Genomic DNA, 20,910 nt, shown 5'->3' with positions numbered 1-20,910 from the left:
TGCGCTGTGATGCGGATCATGGGGCGCCCTCGCGCGCTGGTCGCGGTCGTTGCCGGTGCACTTCTGCTCGCCGGGTGCGGCTCGGGTCCCAGCCAGGTCGGTGCGGCCACGATCCTCGGCGACCAGTCGTTCGGCATCGACCGGGTGCAGTCGATGATCGACCAGGCCGTCCGCGACCAGCCGTACGCGCAGAAGCTCGCCCGCGAGAACAAGGTCGTCCTGCTGGGCCGCGAGATCGTCCGGCAGGCGGCGCTGCACGAGCTCATCACCTACGCCGCGAAGAAGGAAAACCTCGTCGCGGACCAGGCGAAGATCGCGCAGATCGCCGCGTCGCTGCCGGGTGCGCCCGTCACCGACACCGGGCAGGGCGACCCGCTCGCCGTCGCGCAGATCGCCGCGAACGTGCGCGATCGCGGCGAGCGCGCCTCCGACACCTACTTCGAGCGCCAGCTCGCCGCCAAGTTCCTGCCGAAGCTCGCGGTCAGCGCGGACTACGTCGGCTTCACCGCCGCCGCCGCGAACGACCCCGAGACCCGGGCGCGGGCGTTCGACGTCGCGAAGCAGTTCGCCGCCGACCCGTCGAAGGTCCAGGCCGCGGTGCAGGCGGCGGGCCAGGAGCTCCAGCAGGCCCAGCAGACCGGCCAGCCCGGCCCCAACGGGTTCTCCGACGCCGGCCTCACCTCGCTCTTCGGCGCCGCCCAGTACCCGGCCCTGGCCGAGACCGTGCTGTTCGGCTCCCCGGCGAACAGCGTCATCGCGTTCCAGCCGCGGATGCCGGCCAAGCCCGACTGGTACGTCTTCGTCGTCCGGACCCGCGGTACCGACCAGGTGGTGCCCGCCGACGAGGCGCCGCAGAAGCCGACGGACGACCAGCTGACCGTCATCGGCACCCGCCTCCTCCAGCCCTACGTCGAGGAGAGCGGCCTGCGCGTCAACCCGCGGTACGGCGTGTGGGACGTCGTCACCATGGACGTCGTGCCGAACCTGGACGCCGCCCCGGGCCTCGTGCTGCCCGTCGGGGGTCCCGGCCGTACTCAGCAGTGAGCACCGGCGTCGTCGTAGTCGTCCGCGGGGCGACGCTGCCCGCCGCGGCGCTGAAGGTCCTGCGTGACGCCACCGCGGTGTACGCGGCCACGGACGTCGACGCGAGCGCGTTCGGCATCCCGGCCATCACCGAGGCGCCTTCGCTGAAGGACGTCGTGCTGGTCGCCGGGTCCCGCGACGAGCCCGCGGCGTCGCTGCTCATCGCGACCGGCGCCGAGGTCATCGAGGCACCGGCACCGCCGCTGGTCGAGGCCGCCGAGGTGATGGACCGGCTCCGCTCGCCGGGCGGCTGCCCGTGGGACGCGGCCCAGACGCACGATTCGCTCCGGCAGTACCTGGTCGAAGAGACCTACGAGCTGCTCGACGCCATCGAGTCGGGTGACCGCGAGGCGCTGCGCGAGGAGCTCGGCGACGTCCTGCTCCAGGTGCTGTTCCACGCGCGCGTCGCGGCGGAGGACGCCGCCGACCCGTTCGGCATCGACGAAGTCGCCGCGGACCTGGTCGCGAAGCTGGTCGGACGGCACCCGAACGTCTTCGCCGGTGCGGACTCGGTGCACACCGTCGAGCACCAGAACCTCAAGTGGGAAGAGCTGAAGCAGCAGGAGAAGCAGCGCAGGTCCATTGTGGACGGTGTCGCGCTCGGCCAGCCCGCGGTGGCGCTGGCCGGCAAGCTCGGCCAGCGCTCCGGGCGCGCGGGCATCCCGCTCGACCTCTTCCCGGCCGGCACCGCCGCGGCCGCTCAGCTGTTCCGCATCGCGGCGACGGCGCGGCGCGCGGGCGTCGACCCCGAGGGTGAGCTGCGGGCGCAGGCGAAGCAGTTCGCGAACGACATCCGGGCCGCCGAGCAGGCCGCGCGGGACGCCGGGCTGGAGCCGACGACCCTGGAGGCGGACGGCTGGCGGAAGTTCTGGCCGTCGCCCTCAGTGTGACGCAGCACACAATCGGGTGAGAACCGTTTCGGATCATCCGGCGTCTTGCCTGGTGTGAGGAAACCGCCACTGGAGGACGCCGACGAGGAGCACCTCGTCAAGCGCACGGCCAAGGGCGACCGCGCGGCGTTCGAGGAGCTCTACCGCCGCACGTCGCCCTGGCTCGCCGTGCGCCTGCGCCGCCGGTGCGCCGACGAGCAGGTCGTCGCCGAGGTCATGCAGGAGACGTACCTGGCCGTGTGGCGTGCGGCGGCCTCGTTCGCGGGGGCCTCGACCGGCGGCACCGCGGTCGGCTGGCTGTGGACGATCGCGGCGCGCCGGCTGGTCGACGCGTTCCGGCGCCGCGCGCACCACGCCGAGCTGCCGGCGGAGGTGGCGCTCGACGTCGCGCCCGTGCCGGCGGCGGAGGACGTGGCACTGGCGGCGACGATCGGGGACGACGTCGGTGACGCGCTGCGCGAACTCGCCCCCGAGCTGCGGGCGGTGCTGCAGGCGATGGTGCTCGACGGGCTGACCGTCCGGGAGACCGCCGTCCTGCTCGGGCTGCCGGAAGGAACCGTCAAGACCCGCGCGCGCCGGGCGCGGTTCGCGATGAAGGAGGCCCTGTCATGACCCACGCGTCGGACGATCTCATCGCCGAGTACGTGGCGGGCTACGGCCTCCCGGCCGACCGGCTGTGGGGTCTCGAAGCGCACCTGGAGACGTGCCGGGCGTGCCGGGCGCGGCTCGCCGAGGTGGCGCCCGTCCAGCCGGTGGTGGACGTCGTCTGGAGCCGGCTCGGTGCCGAAATCCTGCTGCCGGACGCGCCTTTCCACGGCGCGCCCGTGCGGCGCCCGGTCAAGGTCCGGTACCGCAGCCGGCGGCGGTGGCTCGACACGTGGGTCACGCCGGTGATGCTGCCGTGGCTGGGGATGATCGTGGGGGTCACGCTGCTCGCGGTGGCGTTCGACCAGGTCTGGCGGTCCGCGCTGGACGTGACGGCGGTGCAGCTCTTCGCGCCGGTGCTGCCGGTGCTCGGCGTCGCCGCGTCGTGGGTGCGGGGGCTGGATCCGGCGTACGAAGTCGTCGTCGCGACGCCGCGGGCCGGGCTGTACCTCATCGCACGGCGGACGCTGGCCGTGCTCGTCGTCGTCCTGCCGGTGCTCGGGGTCGCCGGCTGGCTGACCGGCACGGCACTGGCGCTCTGGCTGCTGCCGAGCCTGGCCTTCACCACGGGGACGCTCGCGCTGGGTGGCCTGATCGGCGTCACCCGGGCGGCGCTGACGCTCGTCGCGGTGTGGGTCGCCGTACTGGTGCTGCCCACCGTGGTGGCGAGCGGGCAAACGTTTGCGCTCAGCACCGGCGCGCTGCCGGTGTGGGCGGGGATCTTCGCGCTGACGTCGGTGGTCGTCGCCCTGCACAAGGGCGCGTTCACCCGGCTGGACGCGCGCGACTAGGGAGGAAGAACATGCGTGCTGTGGGAGCCGCCGAGGTCGCGCCGACGGCCTACGCCTGGGAGATCCGGGCCGAGGGGCTGAAGGTGCGGGTAGGGCGCCGGAAGATGGCCGTGGACGGGCTGGACCTGTCGCTCGGCAAGGGGGTGCACGGCCTGCTCGGGCCCAACGGCGCGGGCAAGACGACGCTGATCCGGGCGCTGGCGACGGTGCTCCGGCCGGCGTCGGGGAGCCTGTCGCTGCTCGGCGAACAGGCCGGGGGACACACCGGGCAGCGCGGCCTGCGCCGGCGGATCGGCTACCTGCCGCAGAACTTCGGGTTCTACAAGCGGTTCACCGCCCGGGAGTTCGTCGAGTACATCGCGTGGCTCAAGGAAGTGTCCAAAGAGGACATTCCGGGTGCGGTGCAGCGCGCGATCGAGCGGGTGGGGCTCGCCGACCGCGCGGACGACCGGATGAAGACGCTGTCGGGCGGCATGGTCCGGCGGGTCGGGATCGCGCAGGCGATCGTCAACGACCCGGACATCCTGCTGCTGGACGAGCCGACCGCCGGGCTCGACCCGGCGCAGCGCGTGCGGTTCCGGGAGCTCGTGCAGGAGCTCGGCCAGGACTCGTGCGTGCTGATCTCGACCCACCTGGTCGAGGACGTGGGCACGGCGTGCTCCGACGTCGTCCTGTTCGCCGAGGGCAAGCTGGTGTTCCAGGGCACGCCGGGCGAGCTGGCCGCAGCCGGCACCGAGGCGCACGTGGGCGACAGCCCGATCGAGCGCGGCTACTCGGCGCTGCTGAACCACGAGCCGGGCAAGGGGGCCTGGTGATGATCCTGCGCACCGAACTGCGGCGCTCGATCGCGCCCTGGGCCGGGCTGGCACTGCTCGTGGTGGCGCTCGGCTTCCTGTTCCTGCTGTCCGGGCCGTGGTGGAAGGTGCCCGCGCCGTGGACGGGGAACACGACGACCACCGCGCTGTGGCTGCGGTTCCTGCTGGTGTTCCTGTGGCCGATCGCCGTCGGGGCCGGGGCGATCCAGGGCATGCGCGACAGCCGTTCCGGGATGGTCGAGCTGCTGTCCACGACGTCCCGGCCGGGCTGGCACCGGGCGATCCGGCTGGCCGGCGCGGTGGGGGCGTTGAGCACGCTCGGGTTCCTGCTGGTGTTCGGCGTCGGCCTGGTGGAGGTGCTCGGCCACGGCGGGTTCGTGTCGGTGAGCTTCGTGCCGGTCGTCTTCGTCGCGGTGCTCGCCGTCGTGGCGGGGAGCTGGGTGGGGCTGGCGGCCGGGCGGTTGCTGCCGCACCCGCTGACCGCGCCCGCGCTGGCCGTGCTGACGTTGGTGGTGTCGATGCTCGCCTGGGCGTCGCAGGAATCGGGCCTCTCGTTGTCCTACAGCCGGCTCGGGCTGCTGGCGCCGACGCTCGGGCAGCCTCGGGGTGCGCTGGTGACGACGGCGTCGTCGGTGGACTTCGGGCAGGTGGTGTGGTTCACCGGGCTCGCCGTGACGGGGTTGCTGCTGCTGGCGTCGAACTCCGTGCGGGCCCGGCTGCTGGGCCTGCTGCCGGTGGTGGCCGGGGCCGCGATCGCGTTGCCGGTGTTCCCGGCCTCCGCGGGCGGGCTCCTGGCCCCGGACAGCATCGCCGCGCAGAAGCTCTGCGACGGGCCGATCTGCGTCAGCCGGGCGCACGAAGACAGGCTGGCCGCGCTGGCCGGCCCGGGGCGGGAGGCGCTGGCGATGCTGGCGAAGCTCCCCGGCGCGCCGACGCGGGTCGAGGAGCAGGTCGGGCCGACCCCCGTGCTCGACCCGCCCGTCCGCGACCCCGGCGTCGTCTACCTGAACTTCCAGCTCAACGACGCCCTGCTCACGGCGGACGCGGCCGACCTGCGGCTCGCGGTGCTGTCCGGCGCCGGAGTGCCGTCGTGCGTCCACCCGTACGGCGGCGGCCTGGCCGACCTGGCCGCCCGGATGATCGCGGCGGCGTACTTCACCGGCGAGCTGAAGCCGTTGCCCGAGTTCGGCGGGCGGTGGATCCTCCGCGAACCCGAGCAGCTCGACCGGGCGTGGGCGACGTTCCACGCTCTGCCGGCGGAGGTCCAGCGCGCCCGGGTGGTCGCGGTGCGCCAGGTGCTGCTGACCTGCCAGGGTGACCCGCTCGACACGCTGGTGCCGGGAGCGTCGCGATGAGGTGGGCGACGCTGTACGCGCGGTCGCGGCAGGTCCCGGCGGCGTTCACGGCGTTGCTGCTGGCAACGGCCGGACTGTGGTTCCTGGCGCGCGACTCGTGGTCACCGCTGCCGGTGATGTTGACGTTGACGTCGGGGATCGCGGTGGCGGCGATCGGCCTGAGCGGCCAGGACCCGGACCTCGACCGCACGGCGGCGCTGCCGTGGCCGCTCCGCCGCTTCGCGCACCTGGCCCTGATCGGCCTGGCGGCCGGGGGCGCGGTACTGGTGGTCCAGGAGCTGGGCACGGAAACTGTCGACTTGTCGATCATCCTGCGCGACGCGGCGGGGTTACTGGGCCTGGCCGGCCTGGCGGCAGCGATCGCGGGTGGCCAGTTCGGCTGGACGCTCCCGCTGCTGTGGGCGGCCATAACGCCCTTCGTCCAGGACGACGGCTCGACGACGAGCCACATAGTGGCCTGGATGCTCCAGCCGCCCGAGACCCCGGCGGCAACCTGGACGGCGCTGGTCCTGGCCGCCGCGGGCACAGCGGTTTACACGGCCCGCGGCGGCCGCCGCTGACAACACGTGCCCGGCCAGGCATCACACGTGACTGAAGAGGCATCACGCGTGACTGGAGGGGCATCACGCGTGACTGGAGGGGCATCACTCGCCCGGCGTGTGATGCCCGCCCAATCACACGAGATGCCCGGCCAATCACGTGTGATGCCCGCCTGATCACGTGTGATGCCCCGTTGCACACGCGGTGACGGCCGCCACGGGAACCCCCAGGTCCCGTGGCGGCCGACGCCTCAGACGTTGCGGATGTTCGTCTCCAGCTCCAGCGGCTCCCGGTCCCACTCCTCCACTCCGAACGCCAGGATCCGCGACGGGTGGATCCGGATCACGGCGTCGTCGAAGTGGTTGTCCGGGAGGTTCACCTCCGTCAGCGCCTCCGCGCGGCCGCGGACCTCCAGGCAGCGGACCCGCCACGGGTCCGTGGACGGCAGGTCGTCGACGACGAACGCGACGTGGTCGTCGGCGGCCAGGTTGCGGAACTTCTTGCTGCCGCGCAGGTTGTGGCCGGTGACGTCGATCGTCTTCTCGTCCGGGTTGTACCGGAAGCCGACCGGGTTGACCTGCAGGGTTCCGTTCGGCTGCCGGGTGGCGAGCCGGCCGAGGGGTTGCGCGTCGAGGTAGGCGAGCTCTGCTTCGGTGAACATGCCCCGAAGCATTCAACTTCAAGGGAGGTTGAAGTCAAGCGAACGGGCCGCCGAAGGCGAGCTCCGTGAAGCGCGACGCGATCACCCGGTGTGCCGCGCCGTCCGGGTGCAGCTCGTCCGGCAGCGGGAACTCGGCGTTTTCCGCCGGCCCGTACAGCGAAAGCCCGTCCAGGTAGTGCAATGCCGGGTCCGAACGTTGCGCGACGATCTTCGCCAGCGAGTCGCGGATCACCTCCAGCGTCAGCTTCCCCGCCGCGACCTCGGCCGGGTCGCCGGTGGCCCGGAAGCGCACCTTTCCGGCGGCCAGCGCCGCGTGGTCGAAGTCGCCCGGACCCGGCGTCCGCTCGTGGATCGGGCAGTACAACGGCGAGACGACCAGCAGCGGCGCCGACGGATGACCCTCGCGGATCGTGTCCAGGAACCCGTGCACCGCCGGGCCGAACGCGCGCAGCCGCATCAGGTCGGCGTTGACGACGTTGATGCCGAGCTTGACGCTGACCACGTCGGCCGGGGTGTCCCGCAGCGCGCGGGCGGTGAACGGGTCCAGCAGCGCGTTGCCGCTGAAGCCCAGGTTGATCAGCTCGACCCCGGCCGAAACCGCGGCCAGCGCGGTCCACGTCGCCGAGGGACTGGGCGCGTTCGAGCCCTGGCTGATCGAACTGCCGTGGTGCAGCCACACCCGGTCCGCAAAAGGAGCGGGGACGACCGGAGCGTCCGTCCGCAGCGCGACCAGTGCCGTGAGTTCGTTGTGCGGCAACCAGATCTCGACGTCCTTGAGGTGCCCGGGCAGGCCGGGGAACCGCACGCCGCCGGGCGCGGTCGCCTGTGCGGCGAGCTTGCCGTCGACGAGCAGGTCGTACACGCCGTCCGGACGCGGTGGCGCGCCCGGATACTCCACCTTCGTCGGCACCGTCTCCAGCTCGATGACGGTGGCCGTCGTGCGGAACCGCAGGCGGACGCCGGCGGGCTGCGCCTCGGCCATCGCGAGCCGCTCGTCGGTGTTCTGCGCCCGCGCGCGGGCCGGCAGCCGGTGCGGCACCAGGCCGCGGGGAGTGGGTTCGAGCTCGAGCGCGCCGCGCACGAGGCCGGCGGTCAGCGGGGTGGTGATCACGGTCGTGGCCAATCGCGGAGAAGGGAATCGAGGACGTCGAGGAGGCGGGTCCAGCTGTCCGCGGACGTGGGCGAGCTGTGGTCGAAGCCGCCGTCGGCTTCGAGGGCGACGAACCCGCGGAAGAAGCTGCCGAGCAGCCGGACGGCGTGCGTCTGGTCCGGCCCGGTCACGTCGTAGCCGCGCAGGATCGCGCGCATCAGCAGCGCGTGCCGCACGCCCGCGCTCGCCGCCGCGGTCTCCGGGTCGAGCCGCAGCTGCGCCGCGGCGAACCGGCCGGGGTGCTCGCGGGCGTAGTCCCGGTAGACGCCGGCGAACGCGACCAGCGCTTCCCGCCCGGCGCGCCCGGCCAGCGCGGCGGCGGCCCGGTCGGCGAGCTCCTCCAGCGCGAGCAGCGCGATCCTCGTCCGCAGGTCGTGCGCGTTCTTGACGTGCGAATACAGGCTCGCGACCTTGACGTCGAACCGCCGCGCCAGCTCCGACGGCGTGACCGCGTCGAAGCCGATCTCGTCGGCGAGCTCCGCCCCGGCGAGCACCACGCGTTCCGTGGTCAATCCGGCACGAACCATCACTACACCTCCCTTTGCCTAAAGAGAGTGTAGATCAGCCTAAAGGTATTAGGCAAACAGCCCTTCGCCCCAGTAGCCGGTCTTCGAGACGCCCGGCGGCACGGCGAAGTGCGCCGAACCCGTGTGCTGGACGTACTCCATCATCGCGTCCTTCGACGACAGCGCCTGCTGCATCGGCACGTACTGCTTCCGCGTGTCCCGGTTGAACGCCAGGAAGAACAGGCCCGCTTCGAGGTGCCCGACGCCGTCGGAACCGTCGACGAAGTTGTAGCCGCGCCGCAGGATCCGCACGCCGTTCAGCGCCTGGTGCGAGGCCAGCCGGACGTGCGCGTCCTCGGCGATCACCTTCTCGCCGCCCGCGCCGCCGACGTCGAGGTCGAGCTCGTCGAACTCCGCGGTCTGGCCCAGCGGGGCGCCGGTGCCCTTCGTGCGGCCGACGATCTGCTGCTGGCCGTCCAGGGTTTCGCGGTCCCACGTCTCGATGTGCATCCGGATCCGGCGCGCCACCAGGTAGCTGCCGCCGGCCATCCACGCCTGGCCGTCGGCGGGCGTGGCCCACACCTGGTCGCGCAGGAAGTCGGTGTCCTCGGACTTGATGTTGTTCGTGCCGTCCTTGAACCCGAACAGGTTCCGGGGCGTCTGCTGCGTGCGCGACGTGGACGAGCTGCGGCCGAAGCCGAGCTGCGACCAGCGGACCTCGGTGACGCCGAAGCCGAGCCGGACCAGGTTGCGGACCGCGTGCACCGCCACCTGCGGGTCGTCCGCGCAGGCCTGGATGCACAGGTCGCCGCCGCCGCGGGCCGGGTCGAGCTTGTCCTTCGGGAACAGCGGCAGGTCGATCAGCTGCGGCGGCCGCTTGCCCGCGAGGCCGAAGCGGCCGTCGAACAGCGAAGGCCCGAAGCCGATCGTCAGCGTCAGGTGCGACGCGGGCAGGTCGAGCGCCTCGCCGGTGTCGCCGGGCGGGGCGAACTCGCCGCCGCCGACCGCGCCGTTCGCCACGACCTCCTGGCCCGCCGTCATCCGGCGGGCCGCGTCGGTCCACGTCTTCAGCAGCTGCCGCAGCTTCTCGCGGTCCTTCGTCGTGACGTCCAACGCCGCGAAGTGCAGGTTCGCCTGCGCCGGCGTGACGATCCCGGCCTGGTGCTCGCCGTCGAAGTCGACGGTGTTCACCGCCGCTTCGGCCGGGTTGCCGCCGGTCGCCTTGTCGATCCCGATGCCCGCCGCGGCGCCGGCTCCGGCGAGCGCGACACCCGCGCCCGCCAGTCCGAAGAGCTTCCGGCGGGAGACGCGGGTGCCGTTTTCACTCACTTGGACACGACCTCCGCGACCTTGCTCAGCGGCTCGGCCAGCGCGTCGACGGCCGAGGCGAACGCCTTGATGTCATCCTGGGACAGCTGGTTGTAGAGCTTGTAGCCGTCACCGACGCGCGTCTTGTCCAGCAGGCCCTGTACGTTCGCGAACTCCTTGTCCAAAGTGGACACGAGGGCGGCGTCGCGCTCCTGCAGCAGCGGCCGCAGCGAGGCGATCGCGCCCTTCGAACCGTCCACGTTGGCCTGGAAGTCCCACAGGTCGGTGTGCGAGAAGGTCTCTTCCTCGCCGGTGATCTTGCCGGTGGCGACCTCGTCGAGCAGGCCCTTCGCGCCGTTGGCCAGGTCGAGCGCGGTCAGCTGCAGCGTCTTCGACTTCGCGACGAGGTCCTTGACGTCGGTCAGCAGCTTGTCCGCGATCTGCGAGCTGTCGGCCTGCAGTCCGGAGACGAAGAGGTCCTTCTCGAGCCGGTGGAAGCCGGTGAACTGCTGACCCGGCTCGAGGTCGGCCTCGCGGACGTCGATGGCCGGGTCCAGGTCACCGAACTTCTCGGCGACCGGCTCGATGCGCTCGTAGTAGATGCGGGTGCGCGCGTACGCGGCCTTCGCCTCGTCGACCTTGCCGGCCTTGACGAGGTCGACGAACTTGCCCGTCTCCTCCTCCAGCGCGGTCGTGTTGTTCGCGACGTAGTCGGCGTAGCTCTTGGTGGCCTGGGCCTTCTGCGCGCTGGCGTCGCTCTGCTTCGGCGCGCCACCGGTGATGGTGAAGTCGCCGCGGATGCCGTTGCCGGCCATGCCCGGCTTGCACGCCGTCTGGTACTTGCCGGCGTCGGAGGCCTCGACGATCAGGCGCCGGTTGAGCCCGGGCGCGATGTTCTCGACCTCGCCGACGATCCGGTCGCCCTCGGCGTAGAGGTAGAACTCGGTGACCTTGGTGCCCTTGTTGGTGATCTCGAAGGTCACGTTGCCCGCCGCGGCGGTGTTGACCGAGACCGTGCACGCGGTGTCGGACGCCTCGACCTTGACCGGGCCACCGGCCGCTGCGGTGTCGTTCCCGGTGCTGCCCTGGCTGTCGCACGCGGCCAGCGTCACCAACACGGCGGCGCCGGCCACCACGGCCAGCGGGGTTCTGGGGGACTTGCGCACGGTCACTCCTTCGGGGCGGCCGCGGCGGCGGGCGCCGGCGCGGTCTTCTTGCTGGGCTTGAGGAAAAGAGGCAGCACGATGACGACGTAGGCGACCCACGCGACGGCCTGCAGCACGGTCGTCTGCTGCGAGTAGTTGAAGATGCCCTTGAGCAGGGCGCCGTACCAGGACGTCTCGGGCAGCGTGTTCGAAGCGTCGAACGCGAGGGTGGTGATGCCCGGAAGGAAGGCGGCCTCCTGCAGGTCGTGCAGGCCGTAGCCGAGCACGCCCGCGGCGACGAACACCAGCAGCACGCCGGTGATCGTGAAGAACTTGGACAGGTTGAACCGCACCGCGCCCCTGTAGAGCAGCCAGGCCAGGAGCACCGCGGCCACGATGCCGATGGCGAAGCCGATCAGCGGCTGCACGGTGCTCGACTGCGCGGCCTGGACGGTCGAGTAGAAGAACACCGCGGTCTCGAGGCCTTCGCGCCCGACGGCGAGGAACGACAGCAGCAGCACGGCCGCCGGGCCGACGTCCAGCGCGTCGTCCATCTTCCCGCGCAGTTCGGCGGCGATGCTCTTGGACGCCTTGCGCATCCAGAAGATCATCGCCGTCACGAACACGACCGCGACGATCGACAGGCTGCCGCCGAGCAGCTCCTGGTGCTCGAAGGACAGCTGGGCGGTCGTGAAGGTGAGGACCGCGCCGACGGCGACCGACAGCAGCACGGCCGCGCCGACGCCCGGCCACACCCAGCGCAGCGCGTGGCGCCGGTCGGTCTTGACCAGGAATGCCACCAGGATGCTGACGACCAGTGCGGCTTCCAGGCCTTCACGCAGCCCGATCAGCGCGCTCGAGAACAACACCGGTCCGCCTCCTGAGTTTCTTCTGGGTCCAGGAAGTTTTTAGGTAAGGCTCACCTGTAAGTCCAGCGAGCGTACGACCGATCGAAACGATGCAACCGGACAAACAGGACGCGGTCGTGAAGTTAGGTTAGGGTAACCGCAGGTCAGGGCCTTGCGCGTCGACTCGATAACGAATTCTGTGACGTCGCTGGCAGTGGGCTTGTTTTAACCATCCGCTTGCCTGGTCAGGCTTCCGGGCGACCCCCTTGAGTGGCTCCGTAACCTGATCGGGTGGCCGATACCGCTCAGCCGACCGTCACGCCTCCGTCGTCGCCTCCGGGCGGCCCGCCCAGGCGGTACGTCGGCCGGATCGCCCTCGCGCTGGGGCTGGTGCTCACCGGCGTGGTCCTCGTCGTCACCATCGGTGTCCGGAACCCGGACGAGCCCGCCGCGCCGCCGCCGGTCCAGCCGGCGCTGGCCATCCCCGAGCAGCGCCCGCAGCCCGGTGCCGAGTCGCCGCGGGCCGGGCTCGCCGCCCCGGTCGACCGGCCGGCGGTGTCCGACCAGGCCGAGCTGGACGCGTGGGCGACGCGCGTGGCGGACAAGACGCACCTCCCGGCGCGCGTGCTTTCCGCGTACGGCCGGGCGGAGATGTGGATGCAGCGGCAGAAGCCGACGTGCCACCTGTCGTGGGCGACGCTGGCGGGCATCGGCCGGGTCGAGGCCGGCCGCGGGGACTTCGACCTCTCGGCGGTCGGCGCGAACGGCCGCGTCGCGAAGCCGGTGGTCGGCCCGCCGCTGGACGGCTCGCCCGGCGTCCCGGCGGTGCACGACACCGACGGCGGCAAGCTCGACGGCGACAAGTCGTGGGACCACGCGATCGGCCCGCTGCAGTTCCTGCCGTCGACGTGGAAGAAGTACCAGGAGCGGGCCAACGGCGACGGCGGCGCGCCGGACCCGCAGAACGTGGACGACGCGGCCTTCACGGCGGCGCGCTACCTGTGTTCGGGCGGTGACGACCTGGGCACCCCGGCGGGCTGGTGGCGCGCGATCCTCTTCTACAACTCGGGTGTCCCGTACGGCCAGGACGTCTTCAGCGCGGCGGACGCCTACGCGGAGGCGAGCGTCGCGCCGTGAGTCAGAGCTCCCGGTCGGCGAACAGCGGCGTGACGGCCATGAGCACCAGCAGCAGCAAGCCGGCGTAAGCACCCAGCGTGGCGAAGATCGACATTTCCGGTTCCTCCCTGATTCGGTCTGGAACCAGCTTCGCCCGGGGAGGGGGTGCGGCGGATCGGCCGAGGGGCCCGGCCGGATCGGCCGAAAGTCCGATGTCAGGCGGGCCGTTCGGCCCTGGCGGTCAGGATTCGCGCAGCGCGATGCGCGCCTTGACCTCGCTGATCGCTTCGAGGTACTCCGGCACCGGGTTCATCGCCGACGCCATCCGCATCTGGGCCAGCGCCTCGACGAACCGGCCGAGGCGCTGCAGGGTCCGGCCGAGGATGAACCGGGCGTAGTGGTCGGTCGGGTCCAGCTCCAGCACCCGGGTGAACGCCTGCTCGGCGCGTCGCAGCTGGGCGGAGTGGAAGTACGCGCGCCCGGCCAGGAGGTGGACCGACGGCTTGTCCGTCTCGGACTCCAGCAACGGCTGCAGCGCCTTCAGCGCGTCCAGCGGACGGCGCCGGGCGACGAGATCTTCGGCCTGGCGGAAGGCATGGAACCGCGACTCTTCGGGAGGCTGCGGAGCAGCTGCGGCGTCCGTCATGGTCATCCCACGTTACCTCGTGGGAGGGGCTTGCACACGCCTCCGAACGGGACGTGATGGACTGTCCCGCCATGAGCAGCCCGTACCGGGGCCTGGCGCCCTACCTGTACTACTCCGACGCCACGGCGGCGCTCGCCTGGCTGACCAGGGTCTTCGGGTTCACCGAGGAGGTCCGGTTCTGCGACGGGGCCGGCGAGGTCTTCCAGGCGACGCTGCGCGCGGGCGACGCGCGGATCCAGCTCGCCGGCGTCGGGCCCGACTACTTCCAGGCCAAGGGCGTCGACGGGCCGGTCGGCCAGCTCAACATCCTCTACGTCGACGACGTCGACGACGTCTACCGGCGGGTCGAGGTGGCGCTCGGCGACGAGGGCGAGCTCGACCCGCCGCAGGACCAGCCTTACGGCGCGCGAGTGTTCACCGTCGCCGACCTCGGCGGCAACAGCTGGACCTTCTGGCAGCAGACGTCCGAGACCGTGGAGCTGCCGCCGGGGTGGCAGGCGATCCGCGCCGACGGGTGAGTGACCGGCCGTGCCTCCAACGGGTGAACTGCCACGACGGCTAGGCTGGGCGCGTTACCGCAGGCACGACGCACCGAGGAGCATGGCGTGGCTCTCATCGAGCAGGTAGGCGCGCGCGAGATTCTGGACTCGCGTGGCAACCCGACCGTCGAGGTGGAGGTGGCTCTCGACGACGGCACGCTCGCGCGGGCCGCGGTCCCGTCGGGTGCGTCCACCGGCGAACACGAAGCGGTCGAGCTCCGTGACGGCGACACCGGCCGCTACAACGGCAAGGGCGTCGAGCGCGCGGTCGCCGCGGTGCTCGACGAGATCGGCCCGGAGATGGTCGGCATCGAAGCTGTCGACCAGCGGATCGTCGACCAGAAGCTGGTCGACCTCGACGGCACGCCGGCGAAGTCCCGCCTCGGCGCGAACGCCATCCTCGGCGTCTCGCTGGCCGTCGCGAAGGCTGCCGCCGAGTCGGCCGAGCTGGAGCTGTTCCGCTACCTGGGCGGGCCGAACGCGCACGTGCTGCCCGTGCCGATGCTGAACATCCTCAACGGTGGTTCGCACGCGGACAGCAACGTCGACGTCCAGGAGTTCATGATCGCGCCGATCGGCGCGGAGACCTTCCGCGAGGCCCTGCGCTGGGGCGCCGAGGTCTACCACTCGCTGAAGTCGGTGCTGAAGGGCCGCGGCCTCTCGACCGGCCTGGGCGACGAAGGCGGCTTCGCGCCGAACCTGGCGAACAACCGCGAGGCGCTCGACCTGATCCTGCAGGCCATCGAGAAGGCCGGCTACACCCCGGGCCGCGACGTCGCGCTCGCGCTGGACGTCGCCGCGACGGAGTTCTTCGCCGACGGCGCGTACACCTTCGAAGGCAGCAAGAAGAGCGCGGAGCAGATGTCGGCGTACTACGCCGAGCTGATCCGTGACTACCCGATGGTCTCCATCGAGGACCCGCTGAGCGAGGACGACTGGGACGGCTGGGTCACCCTGACCGCCGACATCGGCGAGAAGGTCCAGATCGTCGGCGACGACCTGTTCGTCACCAACCCGGACCGGCTCGAGGAGGGCATCACCCGCCGCGCCGCCAACGCGCTGCTGGTGAAGGTCAACCAGATCGGCACCCTGTCGGAGACGCTCGACGCGATCTCGCTGGCGACGTCCTTCGGCTACAAGTCGATGATGAGCCACCGCTCCGGCGAGACCGAGGACACGTTCATCGCGGACCTCGCGGTCGCCACCGGCGTCGGCCAGATCAAGACCGGCGCCCCGGCCCGCGGCGAGCGGATCGCGAAGTACAACCAGCTGCTGCGCATCGAGGAGACCCTCGGTGACGCCGCCCGCTACGCCGGCGAGCTGGCCTTCCCGCGGTTCAGCGCCGAGGGCTGAGCCGGGAATGGCCGACCGGGGGAGGACGACGCGCAACCGCCGAGGCGGCGGCGGAGCCACGCGGGCCAACCGGCCCGCGCCGGCCCGCCGCCCCGAAGCGGCGCGCGCGGGAAACCAGGGCTCCCGGCCGCCCCGGCCCACGGACGGCACGGCGGCCGCGCGGCGCCGCACCGGCGACGCGGACACCACCCGGGCCCGGCTGCGCCGGAGCCTGGCGGCGAAGCGCGCGTCCGGTGCGGCGAAGGTGCTCGGCATGTCCACCACCCGCCGCGCGGCGGTGGTGGCGATCGTGGTGTGCGCGCTGGCGTTCACCATCGCCGTGCCCCTGCGCACGTACCTCGCCCAGCGCACCGAGATCCGCGACCAGCAGGCGCAGCAGGCCCAGCTGCAGCAGACGGTCGCCCAGCTCCAGGGCCGCAAGGCGGAGCTGAGCGACCCGGCGCAGATCGAGGCCGAGGCCCGGCGCCGGCTGCGGTACGTCAAGCCGGGCGAGACGCCGTACATCGTCCAGCTGCCCGAGGACAAGGCCCCGGACGCGGCACCGCAGCAGGGACAGCAGCAGATCCCGGACGGCTCCTGGTACGAGAACCTCTGGAACCAGGTCTCGGGCGGCTGAACTAACCTGGTGCGCGTGAACAGCACGCAGCAGCACCGGTTCGAGCCCGTCACCGACGCCGACCGCGAGATCATCGCGGAGCAGCTCGGACGGCCGCCGCGGGCGCTGCGGGCCGTGGCCGCGCGGTGCCCGAGCGGGCACCCGTCCGTGGTGCAGACCAGTCCGCGGCTGGAGAACGGCACGCCGTTCCCGACGCTCTACTACCTGACCTGCCCCAAGCTGAACTCCATGATCGGCACCATCGAGGCGTCCGGGATCATGAAGGAGATGACCGAGCGGCTCACCACCGATCCCGACCTGGCCGCGCACTACCAGCGCACCCACGAGACCTACCTCGCCGAGCGTGACGCGATCGAGCCGCTCGGCCACCAGGTCACCGCCGGCGGCATGCCCGGGCGCGTCAAGTGCCTGCACGTGCACGTCGCGCACTCGCTCGCGGTCGGTCCCGGCGTGAATCCGTTCGGTGACGAGACGCTGGAGCTGCTTAAGGCGAACGGGTGGCCCACGGGAGACTGTGCCGAGTAACGCTCGCGCCGCGTAAACAGATAACTGGGCTGGGTGAGCGAAAACCCCCGTCCGGCGAGATCCAGACTCCCGAAGGGGTGAAACCGCGCCCCGGGTACGGCAGGCTGTCACCCGAGGGTGGGTGACCGATCCGGCCAGGAGGGCTTCGAGCTATGCGCGTGCGGCGACTGCCTGACGCAGTCGGGAGCCACACCCGAAGATTCGGGATCCGCCACCGCACGGCGTACCCCCTGATCACCGGCATCTTCGCGGTGGTCCCGGCGTTGCTCGCCGGCGTCGTCACGCTCGGCTGGCTGGGCGGCAGCGGTGACCACACCCGCGACGCCGCGCTCGGCCAGGGCTACGACCCCGGCCACTCCGCCATCCAGCAGATCGCCGTCGACGGCACCCTCCCCGGCGCGCCCACCCCGCTGCCGCTCCCGGCGTACGAACTCCCCGACGGCCCCCTCGGCATCCCCGCCACCGCGCTCGCCGCGTACAAGAACGCCGCCGACATCCTCGGCCGCGAGCAGGCCGCGTGCCACATCGACTGGGCCCTGATCGCCAGCATCGGCCGGATCGAGTCCAACCACGCGCGCGGCGGCTACGTCGACGCGAACGGCACCACCCGCGAGCCGATCCTCGGTCCGGAGCTCAACGGCCAGGGCGCGTTCGCCGCGATCCCCGACACCGACCACGGCGAGCTCGACACGGACCCGGTGTGGGACCGCGCGGTCGGCCCGACCCAGTTCATCCCGGCGACCTGGCGCGCCTACGCCTCCGACGGCAACGGCGACGGCAAGTCCGACCCCAACAACATCTTCGACGCGGCCCTGGCCACCGGCCGCTACCTCTGCTCCGGCGGCTTCGACCTTTCCAACCCGGACCAGCTGCGCGGCGCGATCTACCGCTACAACAACTCCGACACGTACGTGAACACCGTGGTCCTGTGGGCCGAGGCCTACCGCAACGGGATCATGCAGGTGCCGGACAGCACGGTCCCGATCGGCGCCCCGAACGCGGCGGCCGGCCCGCCCGTCCCGGCGATCCCGCCGCCCCCGGTCCCGACGACGACGCCGGCCGGCCCGCCGACGACGTCGCAGCCGCCGACGTCCGAGGAACCGTCGTGCGCGCCGCCGACCACGACGACCACCACGACGACGGTCACGAGCGTGACCACGACGACGACCCCGCCGCCGTCGACGACACCGGAGACGACGACCGGCCAGCCGACCACGACGCCGCCTCCGCCGCCGACGACACCGACGTGCGGGGAGACGGTCACCTCGGTCACCACGACGACCACCCCGACCACGATCACCACGGGGCCGTCGAGCTGAGTCGGCGGGGTGCCGCCGGTTAGGGTGATCGCATGCCTCGTGTTGCCGCGATCGACTGTGGGACCAACTCCATCCGCCTGCTCGTCGCCGAGCTGACGCCCCGCCACGACGGCACGGTCGACCTGCGCGACCTGCACCGCGAGATGCGGATCGTCCGGCTCGGCCAGGGCGTCGACGCCACCGGCGAGCTGGCTCCCGAGGCCCTCGAACGCACCCGGGCCGCGCTCGCCGACTACACCGCCGCCGCCCGGCGCAAAGGCGTCGAGAAGGTGCGGATGGTCGCCACCTCCGCCACCCGCGACGCGAAGAACCGCGACGACTTCTTCCGCATGACGCGCGAGACCCTCGGCGTCGAGGCCGAGGTGATCAGCGGCGACGAGGAAGCCCGCCTGTCCTTCACCGGCGCGGTCGGGGAGCAGGACCCGGACGACGGCCCGTTCGTCGTGGCCGACGTCGGCGGCGGCTCGACCGAGCTCGTCCTCGGCACCTGGGACGGCAGGAAGGCCGAGGTGACCGCGGCGAAGTCCGTCGACATCGGCTGCGTCCGGATCACCGAGCGCGCGCTGAAGAGCGACCCGCCGACCGCCGGCGAGATCGCCGCCGCCCGCGACCTGGCCGGCAAGGTCCTCACCGACGCGTTCGACGTCGTCGACGTGGCACGCGCTCGTACGTGGGTGGGCGTCGCCGGCACGGTCACGACGCTTTCGGCGATCGCGCTCGGGCTGCCGGAGTACGACAGCGACCGCGTCCACCTGTCGAAGCTCGGCCCCGCGGACATCGACCGGCTCGCGACGAAGCTGCTGGCCGAAAACCACGCCACCCGGGCGGCGAACCCGGTGATCCACCCGGGCCGCGTCGACGTGATCGGCGGCGGCGCGGTGGTGGTCCAGACCCTCGCCGAGCAGCTCGCGGCCCGCGGCGGCCCGACCGAGCTGGTGGTCAGCGAGCACGACATCCTGGACGGCATCGCCCTCTCGCTCGCCTGACGGACCGGGAGGTCCGGTTCCGGCCACAAAGGCCTCTTGACAACCTCCCCACCGGCCCTTTCGGACATCCGAAAGGGCTTGTGGCACAACGGGAATCGAACGCGAACCGAACGTGAGCGCGTGATGACCACCTGTCCGCGCTAGGCCGTCCGGAGTACCCGGTTTCCTACCTTTGTTGTGCTCCAACCAGGTGGTCCCGACGGTCGTCACTGATTTGCAACACCGCAGTCCTGTGATCACCTTCACCGCCCCCGCTAGCGTGCGTCTCACCTTTCGGACAGACGGAGATGGAGGGGACATGCGTCGTTCGCGCAGGCTCTGGGGACCCACGGTGGTGATGACCTCGCTGGCGCTCGCGCTCGCCGCTTGCGGCGGCGGTTCGGGCAGCTCCGCGGGTGCCGGCGAGACGGACCCGGACGGCACGGTGAGCGTCTACGGCACCGAACCGCAGAACGCGCTGGTCCCGACCAACATCAACGACCTCGGCGGCACCAAAGCGGTCCAGGCGATGTTCGCCACGCTGGTCGGGTTCAAGGGTGCGGACGCCAAGCCGTTCAACCTGATGGCCGACTCGATCACGACGACCGACTCCAAGGTCTACGACATCAAGATCAAGCAGGGCTGGAAGTTCCACGACGGCACCGAGGTGAAGGCGCACAACTTCATCGACGCCTGGAACTACGGCGCCTACGCGCCGAACGGCCAGCTCAACACGGACTTCTACTCGAACATCCAGGGGTACAAGGACGTCCACCCCGAGGACGAGAACGCCAAGCCGACCACCGACAAGATGTCGGGCCTGGTCGCCAAGGGCGACTACGAGTTCCAGGTGACGCTCAGCTCGCCGTTCTCGGTGTTCGACATCAAGGTCGGCTACCAGGCGTTCGCGCCGCTGCCGGACTCGTTCTTCAAGGACCCCAAGGCCTTCGAGCAGCACCCGATCGGCAACGGCCCGATGAAGTTCGTCTCGCGGACGCCGAACCAGGACATCAAGCTCACCCGCAACGACGACTACAAGGGTGACGACAAGGTCCACTTCAAGGACCTCGACATCAAGATCTACTCCAGCCAGGAGACCGCCTACCAGGACCTGCTGAGCGGCCGGCTCGACTTCATGGAGGCGCTGCCGCCGTCGGCGGTCGCGGGCGGCAAGTACAAGGCCGACCTGGGTGACCGCCTGGTCACCGGGCACCTGCTCGGGGTCAGCACCATCGCCGTGCCGTACTACGTGCCCGGCTACGACAACCTCGAGCTGCGCAAGGCCATCTCGATGTCGATCGACCGCGCGCAGATCACCAAGACGGTCATGAACGACACCTACGTCCCGCTGGACGGCTACGTCGCCCAAGGCATCACCGGCGCCCGCTCGGGGGTCTGCCAGTACTGCAAGTACGACCCGGCGGCGGCCAAGGAAGCCTTCGCGAAGTCCGGCTTCAAGGGCAAGCTGACCATCGCGTCCAACGCGGACGGCGGCCGCAAGGAACCGCTGACCGCGGCGTGCAACAGCATCAAGAACACCCTCGGCGTCGAGTGCGACTTCGTGCCGGCCACCGACTTCGGCCAGTGGCGCAGCATCGTCACCGGCAAGAAGCTGACCGGCATGGGCCGTTCCGACTGGTCGGCGGACTACCCGTCCATCGAGGACTTCCTCAACCCGATCTACAAGACCGGCGGCTCCTCGAACGACTCGTCGTACTCGAACCCGCAGGTCGACGCGCTCCTCGCGCAGGCGGACGCCACGGCCGACAAGGACGCCGCGGTCAAGCTGTACCAGCAGGCGGAGGACCTGATCGCCAAGGACCTCCCGTCGATCCCGACGTGGGACGAGAAGGGCGTCGCGGCGAAGTCGAAGAACCTCAAGTCGGCGGCCCTGGACTTCAGGCGCATGCCGGACTACCCGTCCATCGAGGTCCTGAAGAAGTAGTGCCGCGCTGATCTGCCGCAACCACCACCACGGCGTCGGGGGGGGGGGGGGGGTTCCTCCCCCCCCCCCCTTCGGTGCCCCGGGAAAGACTGGCCCCTTCTTTTTTTTTTTCGTTTTTTTCTCTCCTCCCCTTGTTTTTTTTTTCCCCC

Annotated in this window: 22 protein-coding genes; 15 read left to right on the top strand and 7 right to left on the bottom strand. The window is 71.3% G+C overall.

Going from position 1 to position 20,910, the window contains the following annotated elements; translation table 11 throughout:
- Positions 1-18 precede the first annotated feature (18 nt).
- The 7 genes from ACZ7PG_RS27080 to ACZ7PG_RS27050 are packed head-to-tail and all read left to right on the top strand — an operon-like array spanning position 19 to position 6,139.
- Complete coding sequence (locus tag ACZ7PG_RS27080) at positions 19-1,044, top strand: hypothetical protein (protein ID WP_470241864.1); 1,026 nt, start codon at positions 19-21, stop codon at positions 1,042-1,044.
- A complete protein-coding gene (locus ACZ7PG_RS27075; protein WP_470241863.1) occupies positions 1,041-1,973 on the top strand; it encodes a nucleoside triphosphate pyrophosphohydrolase in 933 nt (310 codons plus the stop codon). The genes ACZ7PG_RS27080 and ACZ7PG_RS27075 overlap by 4 nt, the downstream gene beginning before the upstream one ends.
- A 54-nt stretch (positions 1,974-2,027) precedes the next feature.
- Positions 2,028-2,585 carry an RNA polymerase sigma factor gene (locus tag ACZ7PG_RS27070; RefSeq protein WP_470241862.1) on the top strand — a complete coding sequence of 186 codons (558 nt, stop codon included), beginning with the start codon at positions 2,028-2,030 and terminating at the stop codon, positions 2,583-2,585.
- Positions 2,582-3,409, top strand: a complete 828-nt coding sequence (locus ACZ7PG_RS27065; RefSeq protein ID WP_470241861.1) for a zf-HC2 domain-containing protein — start codon at positions 2,582-2,584, stop codon at positions 3,407-3,409. Before ACZ7PG_RS27070 ends, ACZ7PG_RS27065 begins: the two co-directional genes overlap by 4 nt.
- An 11-nt stretch (positions 3,410-3,420) precedes the next feature.
- On the top strand, positions 3,421-4,224 hold the full coding sequence (locus ACZ7PG_RS27060; protein WP_470241860.1) for an ABC transporter ATP-binding protein: 804 nt from the start codon (positions 3,421-3,423) through the stop codon (positions 4,222-4,224).
- Complete coding sequence (locus tag ACZ7PG_RS27055) at positions 4,224-5,579, top strand: hypothetical protein (RefSeq protein WP_470241859.1); 1,356 nt, start codon at positions 4,224-4,226, stop codon at positions 5,577-5,579. Before ACZ7PG_RS27060 ends, ACZ7PG_RS27055 begins: the two co-directional genes overlap by 1 nt.
- The gene (locus tag ACZ7PG_RS27050) at positions 5,576-6,139 is read left to right on the top strand and encodes a hypothetical protein (protein WP_470241858.1); all 564 of its coding nucleotides are present in this window, start codon (positions 5,576-5,578) and stop codon (positions 6,137-6,139) included. Before ACZ7PG_RS27055 ends, ACZ7PG_RS27050 begins: the two co-directional genes overlap by 4 nt.
- Positions 6,140-6,369: 230 nt before the next feature.
- On the opposite strand, the gene ACZ7PG_RS27045 is transcribed toward ACZ7PG_RS27050, so the two are convergent.
- From ACZ7PG_RS27045 to efeU, 6 genes are read right to left on the bottom strand one after another with little or no spacing between them, the layout of a single operon-like run.
- On the bottom strand, positions 6,370-6,780 hold the full coding sequence (locus ACZ7PG_RS27045; protein ID WP_470241857.1) for a PPOX class F420-dependent oxidoreductase: 411 nt from the start codon (positions 6,778-6,780) through the stop codon (positions 6,370-6,372).
- A gap of 34 nt (positions 6,781-6,814) precedes the next feature.
- Positions 6,815-7,891, bottom strand: coding sequence for an SGNH/GDSL hydrolase family protein (locus ACZ7PG_RS27040; RefSeq protein WP_470242425.1), 1,077 nt, complete (start codon positions 7,889-7,891; stop codon positions 6,815-6,817).
- Positions 7,888-8,457, bottom strand: coding sequence for a TetR/AcrR family transcriptional regulator (locus ACZ7PG_RS27035; protein ID WP_470241856.1), 570 nt, complete (start codon positions 8,455-8,457; stop codon positions 7,888-7,890). Before ACZ7PG_RS27035 ends, ACZ7PG_RS27040 begins: the two co-directional genes overlap by 4 nt.
- A 48-nt stretch (positions 8,458-8,505) precedes the next feature.
- Positions 8,506-9,765, bottom strand: coding sequence for an iron uptake transporter deferrochelatase/peroxidase subunit (gene efeB, locus ACZ7PG_RS27030; RefSeq protein WP_470241855.1), 1,260 nt, complete (start codon positions 9,763-9,765; stop codon positions 8,506-8,508).
- Positions 9,762-10,916, bottom strand: coding sequence for an iron uptake system protein EfeO (efeO, locus tag ACZ7PG_RS27025; RefSeq protein WP_470241854.1), 1,155 nt, complete (start codon positions 10,914-10,916; stop codon positions 9,762-9,764). Before efeO ends, efeB begins: the two co-directional genes overlap by 4 nt.
- On the bottom strand, positions 10,913-11,758 hold the full coding sequence (gene efeU / locus ACZ7PG_RS27020) for an iron uptake transporter permease EfeU (protein ID WP_470241853.1): 846 nt from the start codon (positions 11,756-11,758) through the stop codon (positions 10,913-10,915). Before efeU ends, efeO begins: the two co-directional genes overlap by 4 nt.
- Positions 11,759-12,127: 369 nt before the next feature.
- Here efeU and ACZ7PG_RS27015 point away from each other — a divergent pair, with 369 nt between their 5' ends.
- The gene (locus tag ACZ7PG_RS27015; RefSeq protein WP_470242424.1) at positions 12,128-12,874 is read left to right on the top strand and encodes a lytic murein transglycosylase; all 747 of its coding nucleotides are present in this window, start codon (positions 12,128-12,130) and stop codon (positions 12,872-12,874) included.
- A 220-nt stretch (positions 12,875-13,094) separates the two neighbouring features.
- On the opposite strand, the gene ACZ7PG_RS27010 is transcribed toward ACZ7PG_RS27015, so the two are convergent.
- Positions 13,095-13,499 carry a tetratricopeptide repeat protein gene (locus ACZ7PG_RS27010; protein ID WP_470242423.1) on the bottom strand — a complete coding sequence of 135 codons (405 nt, stop codon included), beginning with the start codon at positions 13,497-13,499 and terminating at the stop codon, positions 13,095-13,097.
- A gap of 71 nt (positions 13,500-13,570) precedes the next feature.
- Between ACZ7PG_RS27010 and ACZ7PG_RS27005 the strand changes: the two genes are divergently transcribed.
- From ACZ7PG_RS27005 to ACZ7PG_RS26975, 7 genes are all read left to right on the top strand, one after another.
- The gene (locus ACZ7PG_RS27005; RefSeq protein WP_470241852.1) at positions 13,571-14,017 is read left to right on the top strand and encodes a VOC family protein; all 447 of its coding nucleotides are present in this window, start codon (positions 13,571-13,573) and stop codon (positions 14,015-14,017) included.
- Between the two features lie 87 nt (positions 14,018-14,104).
- Positions 14,105-15,391, top strand: a complete 1,287-nt coding sequence (gene eno / locus ACZ7PG_RS27000; RefSeq protein ID WP_086682649.1) for a phosphopyruvate hydratase — start codon at positions 14,105-14,107, stop codon at positions 15,389-15,391.
- A gap of 253 nt (positions 15,392-15,644) precedes the next feature.
- Entirely contained in the window at positions 15,645-16,007 is a 363-nt protein-coding gene (locus ACZ7PG_RS26995; protein ID WP_470242422.1) for an FtsB family cell division protein, read from the top strand.
- A gap of 15 nt (positions 16,008-16,022) precedes the next feature.
- Positions 16,023-16,532 carry a DUF501 domain-containing protein gene (locus ACZ7PG_RS26990; RefSeq protein WP_470241851.1) on the top strand — a complete coding sequence of 170 codons (510 nt, stop codon included), beginning with the start codon at positions 16,023-16,025 and terminating at the stop codon, positions 16,530-16,532.
- A gap of 152 nt (positions 16,533-16,684) precedes the next feature.
- Positions 16,685-17,851 (top strand): lytic transglycosylase domain-containing protein, encoded by a 1,167-nt coding sequence (locus tag ACZ7PG_RS26985; RefSeq protein WP_470241850.1) that lies wholly within the window; start codon positions 16,685-16,687, stop codon positions 17,849-17,851.
- Positions 17,852-17,883: 32 nt separating this feature from the next.
- On the top strand, positions 17,884-18,837 hold the full coding sequence (locus ACZ7PG_RS26980) for a Ppx/GppA phosphatase family protein (RefSeq protein ID WP_470241849.1): 954 nt from the start codon (positions 17,884-17,886) through the stop codon (positions 18,835-18,837).
- A gap of 298 nt (positions 18,838-19,135) precedes the next feature.
- Positions 19,136-20,761, top strand: coding sequence for a peptide ABC transporter substrate-binding protein (locus tag ACZ7PG_RS26975; protein WP_470241848.1), 1,626 nt, complete (start codon positions 19,136-19,138; stop codon positions 20,759-20,761).
- The last annotated feature ends 149 nt before the right edge of the window (positions 20,762-20,910 follow it).

The sequence above is a fragment of the Amycolatopsis sp. NPDC114504 genome, from assembly GCF_055633595.1.
This window is presented reverse-complemented; position numbering and strand designations above follow the sequence as displayed.

Excerpts from the sequence above, each read along its gene's own strand:
- ACZ7PG_RS27080 (WP_470241864.1), top strand. The coding sequence starts at position 19 with ATGGGGCGCCCTCGCGCGCTGGTCGCGGTCGTTGCCGGTGCACTTCTG.
- ACZ7PG_RS27065 (WP_470241861.1), top strand. The coding sequence starts at position 2,582 with ATGACCCACGCGTCGGACGATCTCATCGCCGAGTACGTGGCGGGCTAC.
- ACZ7PG_RS27060 (WP_470241860.1), top strand. The coding sequence starts at position 3,421 with ATGCGTGCTGTGGGAGCCGCCGAGGTCGCGCCGACGGCCTACGCCTGG.
- ACZ7PG_RS27055 (WP_470241859.1), top strand. The coding sequence starts at position 4,224 with ATGATCCTGCGCACCGAACTGCGGCGCTCGATCGCGCCCTGGGCCGGG.
- ACZ7PG_RS27050 (WP_470241858.1), top strand. The coding sequence starts at position 5,576 with ATGAGGTGGGCGACGCTGTACGCGCGGTCGCGGCAGGTCCCGGCGGCG.
- ACZ7PG_RS27045 (WP_470241857.1), bottom strand. The coding sequence starts at position 6,780 with ATGTTCACCGAAGCAGAGCTCGCCTACCTCGACGCGCAACCCCTCGGC.
- ACZ7PG_RS27035 (WP_470241856.1), bottom strand. The coding sequence starts at position 8,457 with ATGGTTCGTGCCGGATTGACCACGGAACGCGTGGTGCTCGCCGGGGCG.
- ACZ7PG_RS27010 (WP_470242423.1), bottom strand. The coding sequence starts at position 13,499 with ATGACGGACGCCGCAGCTGCTCCGCAGCCTCCCGAAGAGTCGCGGTTC.
- ACZ7PG_RS27005 (WP_470241852.1), top strand. The coding sequence starts at position 13,571 with ATGAGCAGCCCGTACCGGGGCCTGGCGCCCTACCTGTACTACTCCGAC.
- ACZ7PG_RS26995 (WP_470242422.1), top strand. The coding sequence starts at position 15,645 with ATGTCCACCACCCGCCGCGCGGCGGTGGTGGCGATCGTGGTGTGCGCG.
- ACZ7PG_RS26985 (WP_470241850.1), top strand. The coding sequence starts at position 16,685 with ATGCGCGTGCGGCGACTGCCTGACGCAGTCGGGAGCCACACCCGAAGA.
- ACZ7PG_RS26980 (WP_470241849.1), top strand. The coding sequence starts at position 17,884 with ATGCCTCGTGTTGCCGCGATCGACTGTGGGACCAACTCCATCCGCCTG.
- ACZ7PG_RS26975 (WP_470241848.1), top strand. The coding sequence starts at position 19,136 with ATGCGTCGTTCGCGCAGGCTCTGGGGACCCACGGTGGTGATGACCTCG.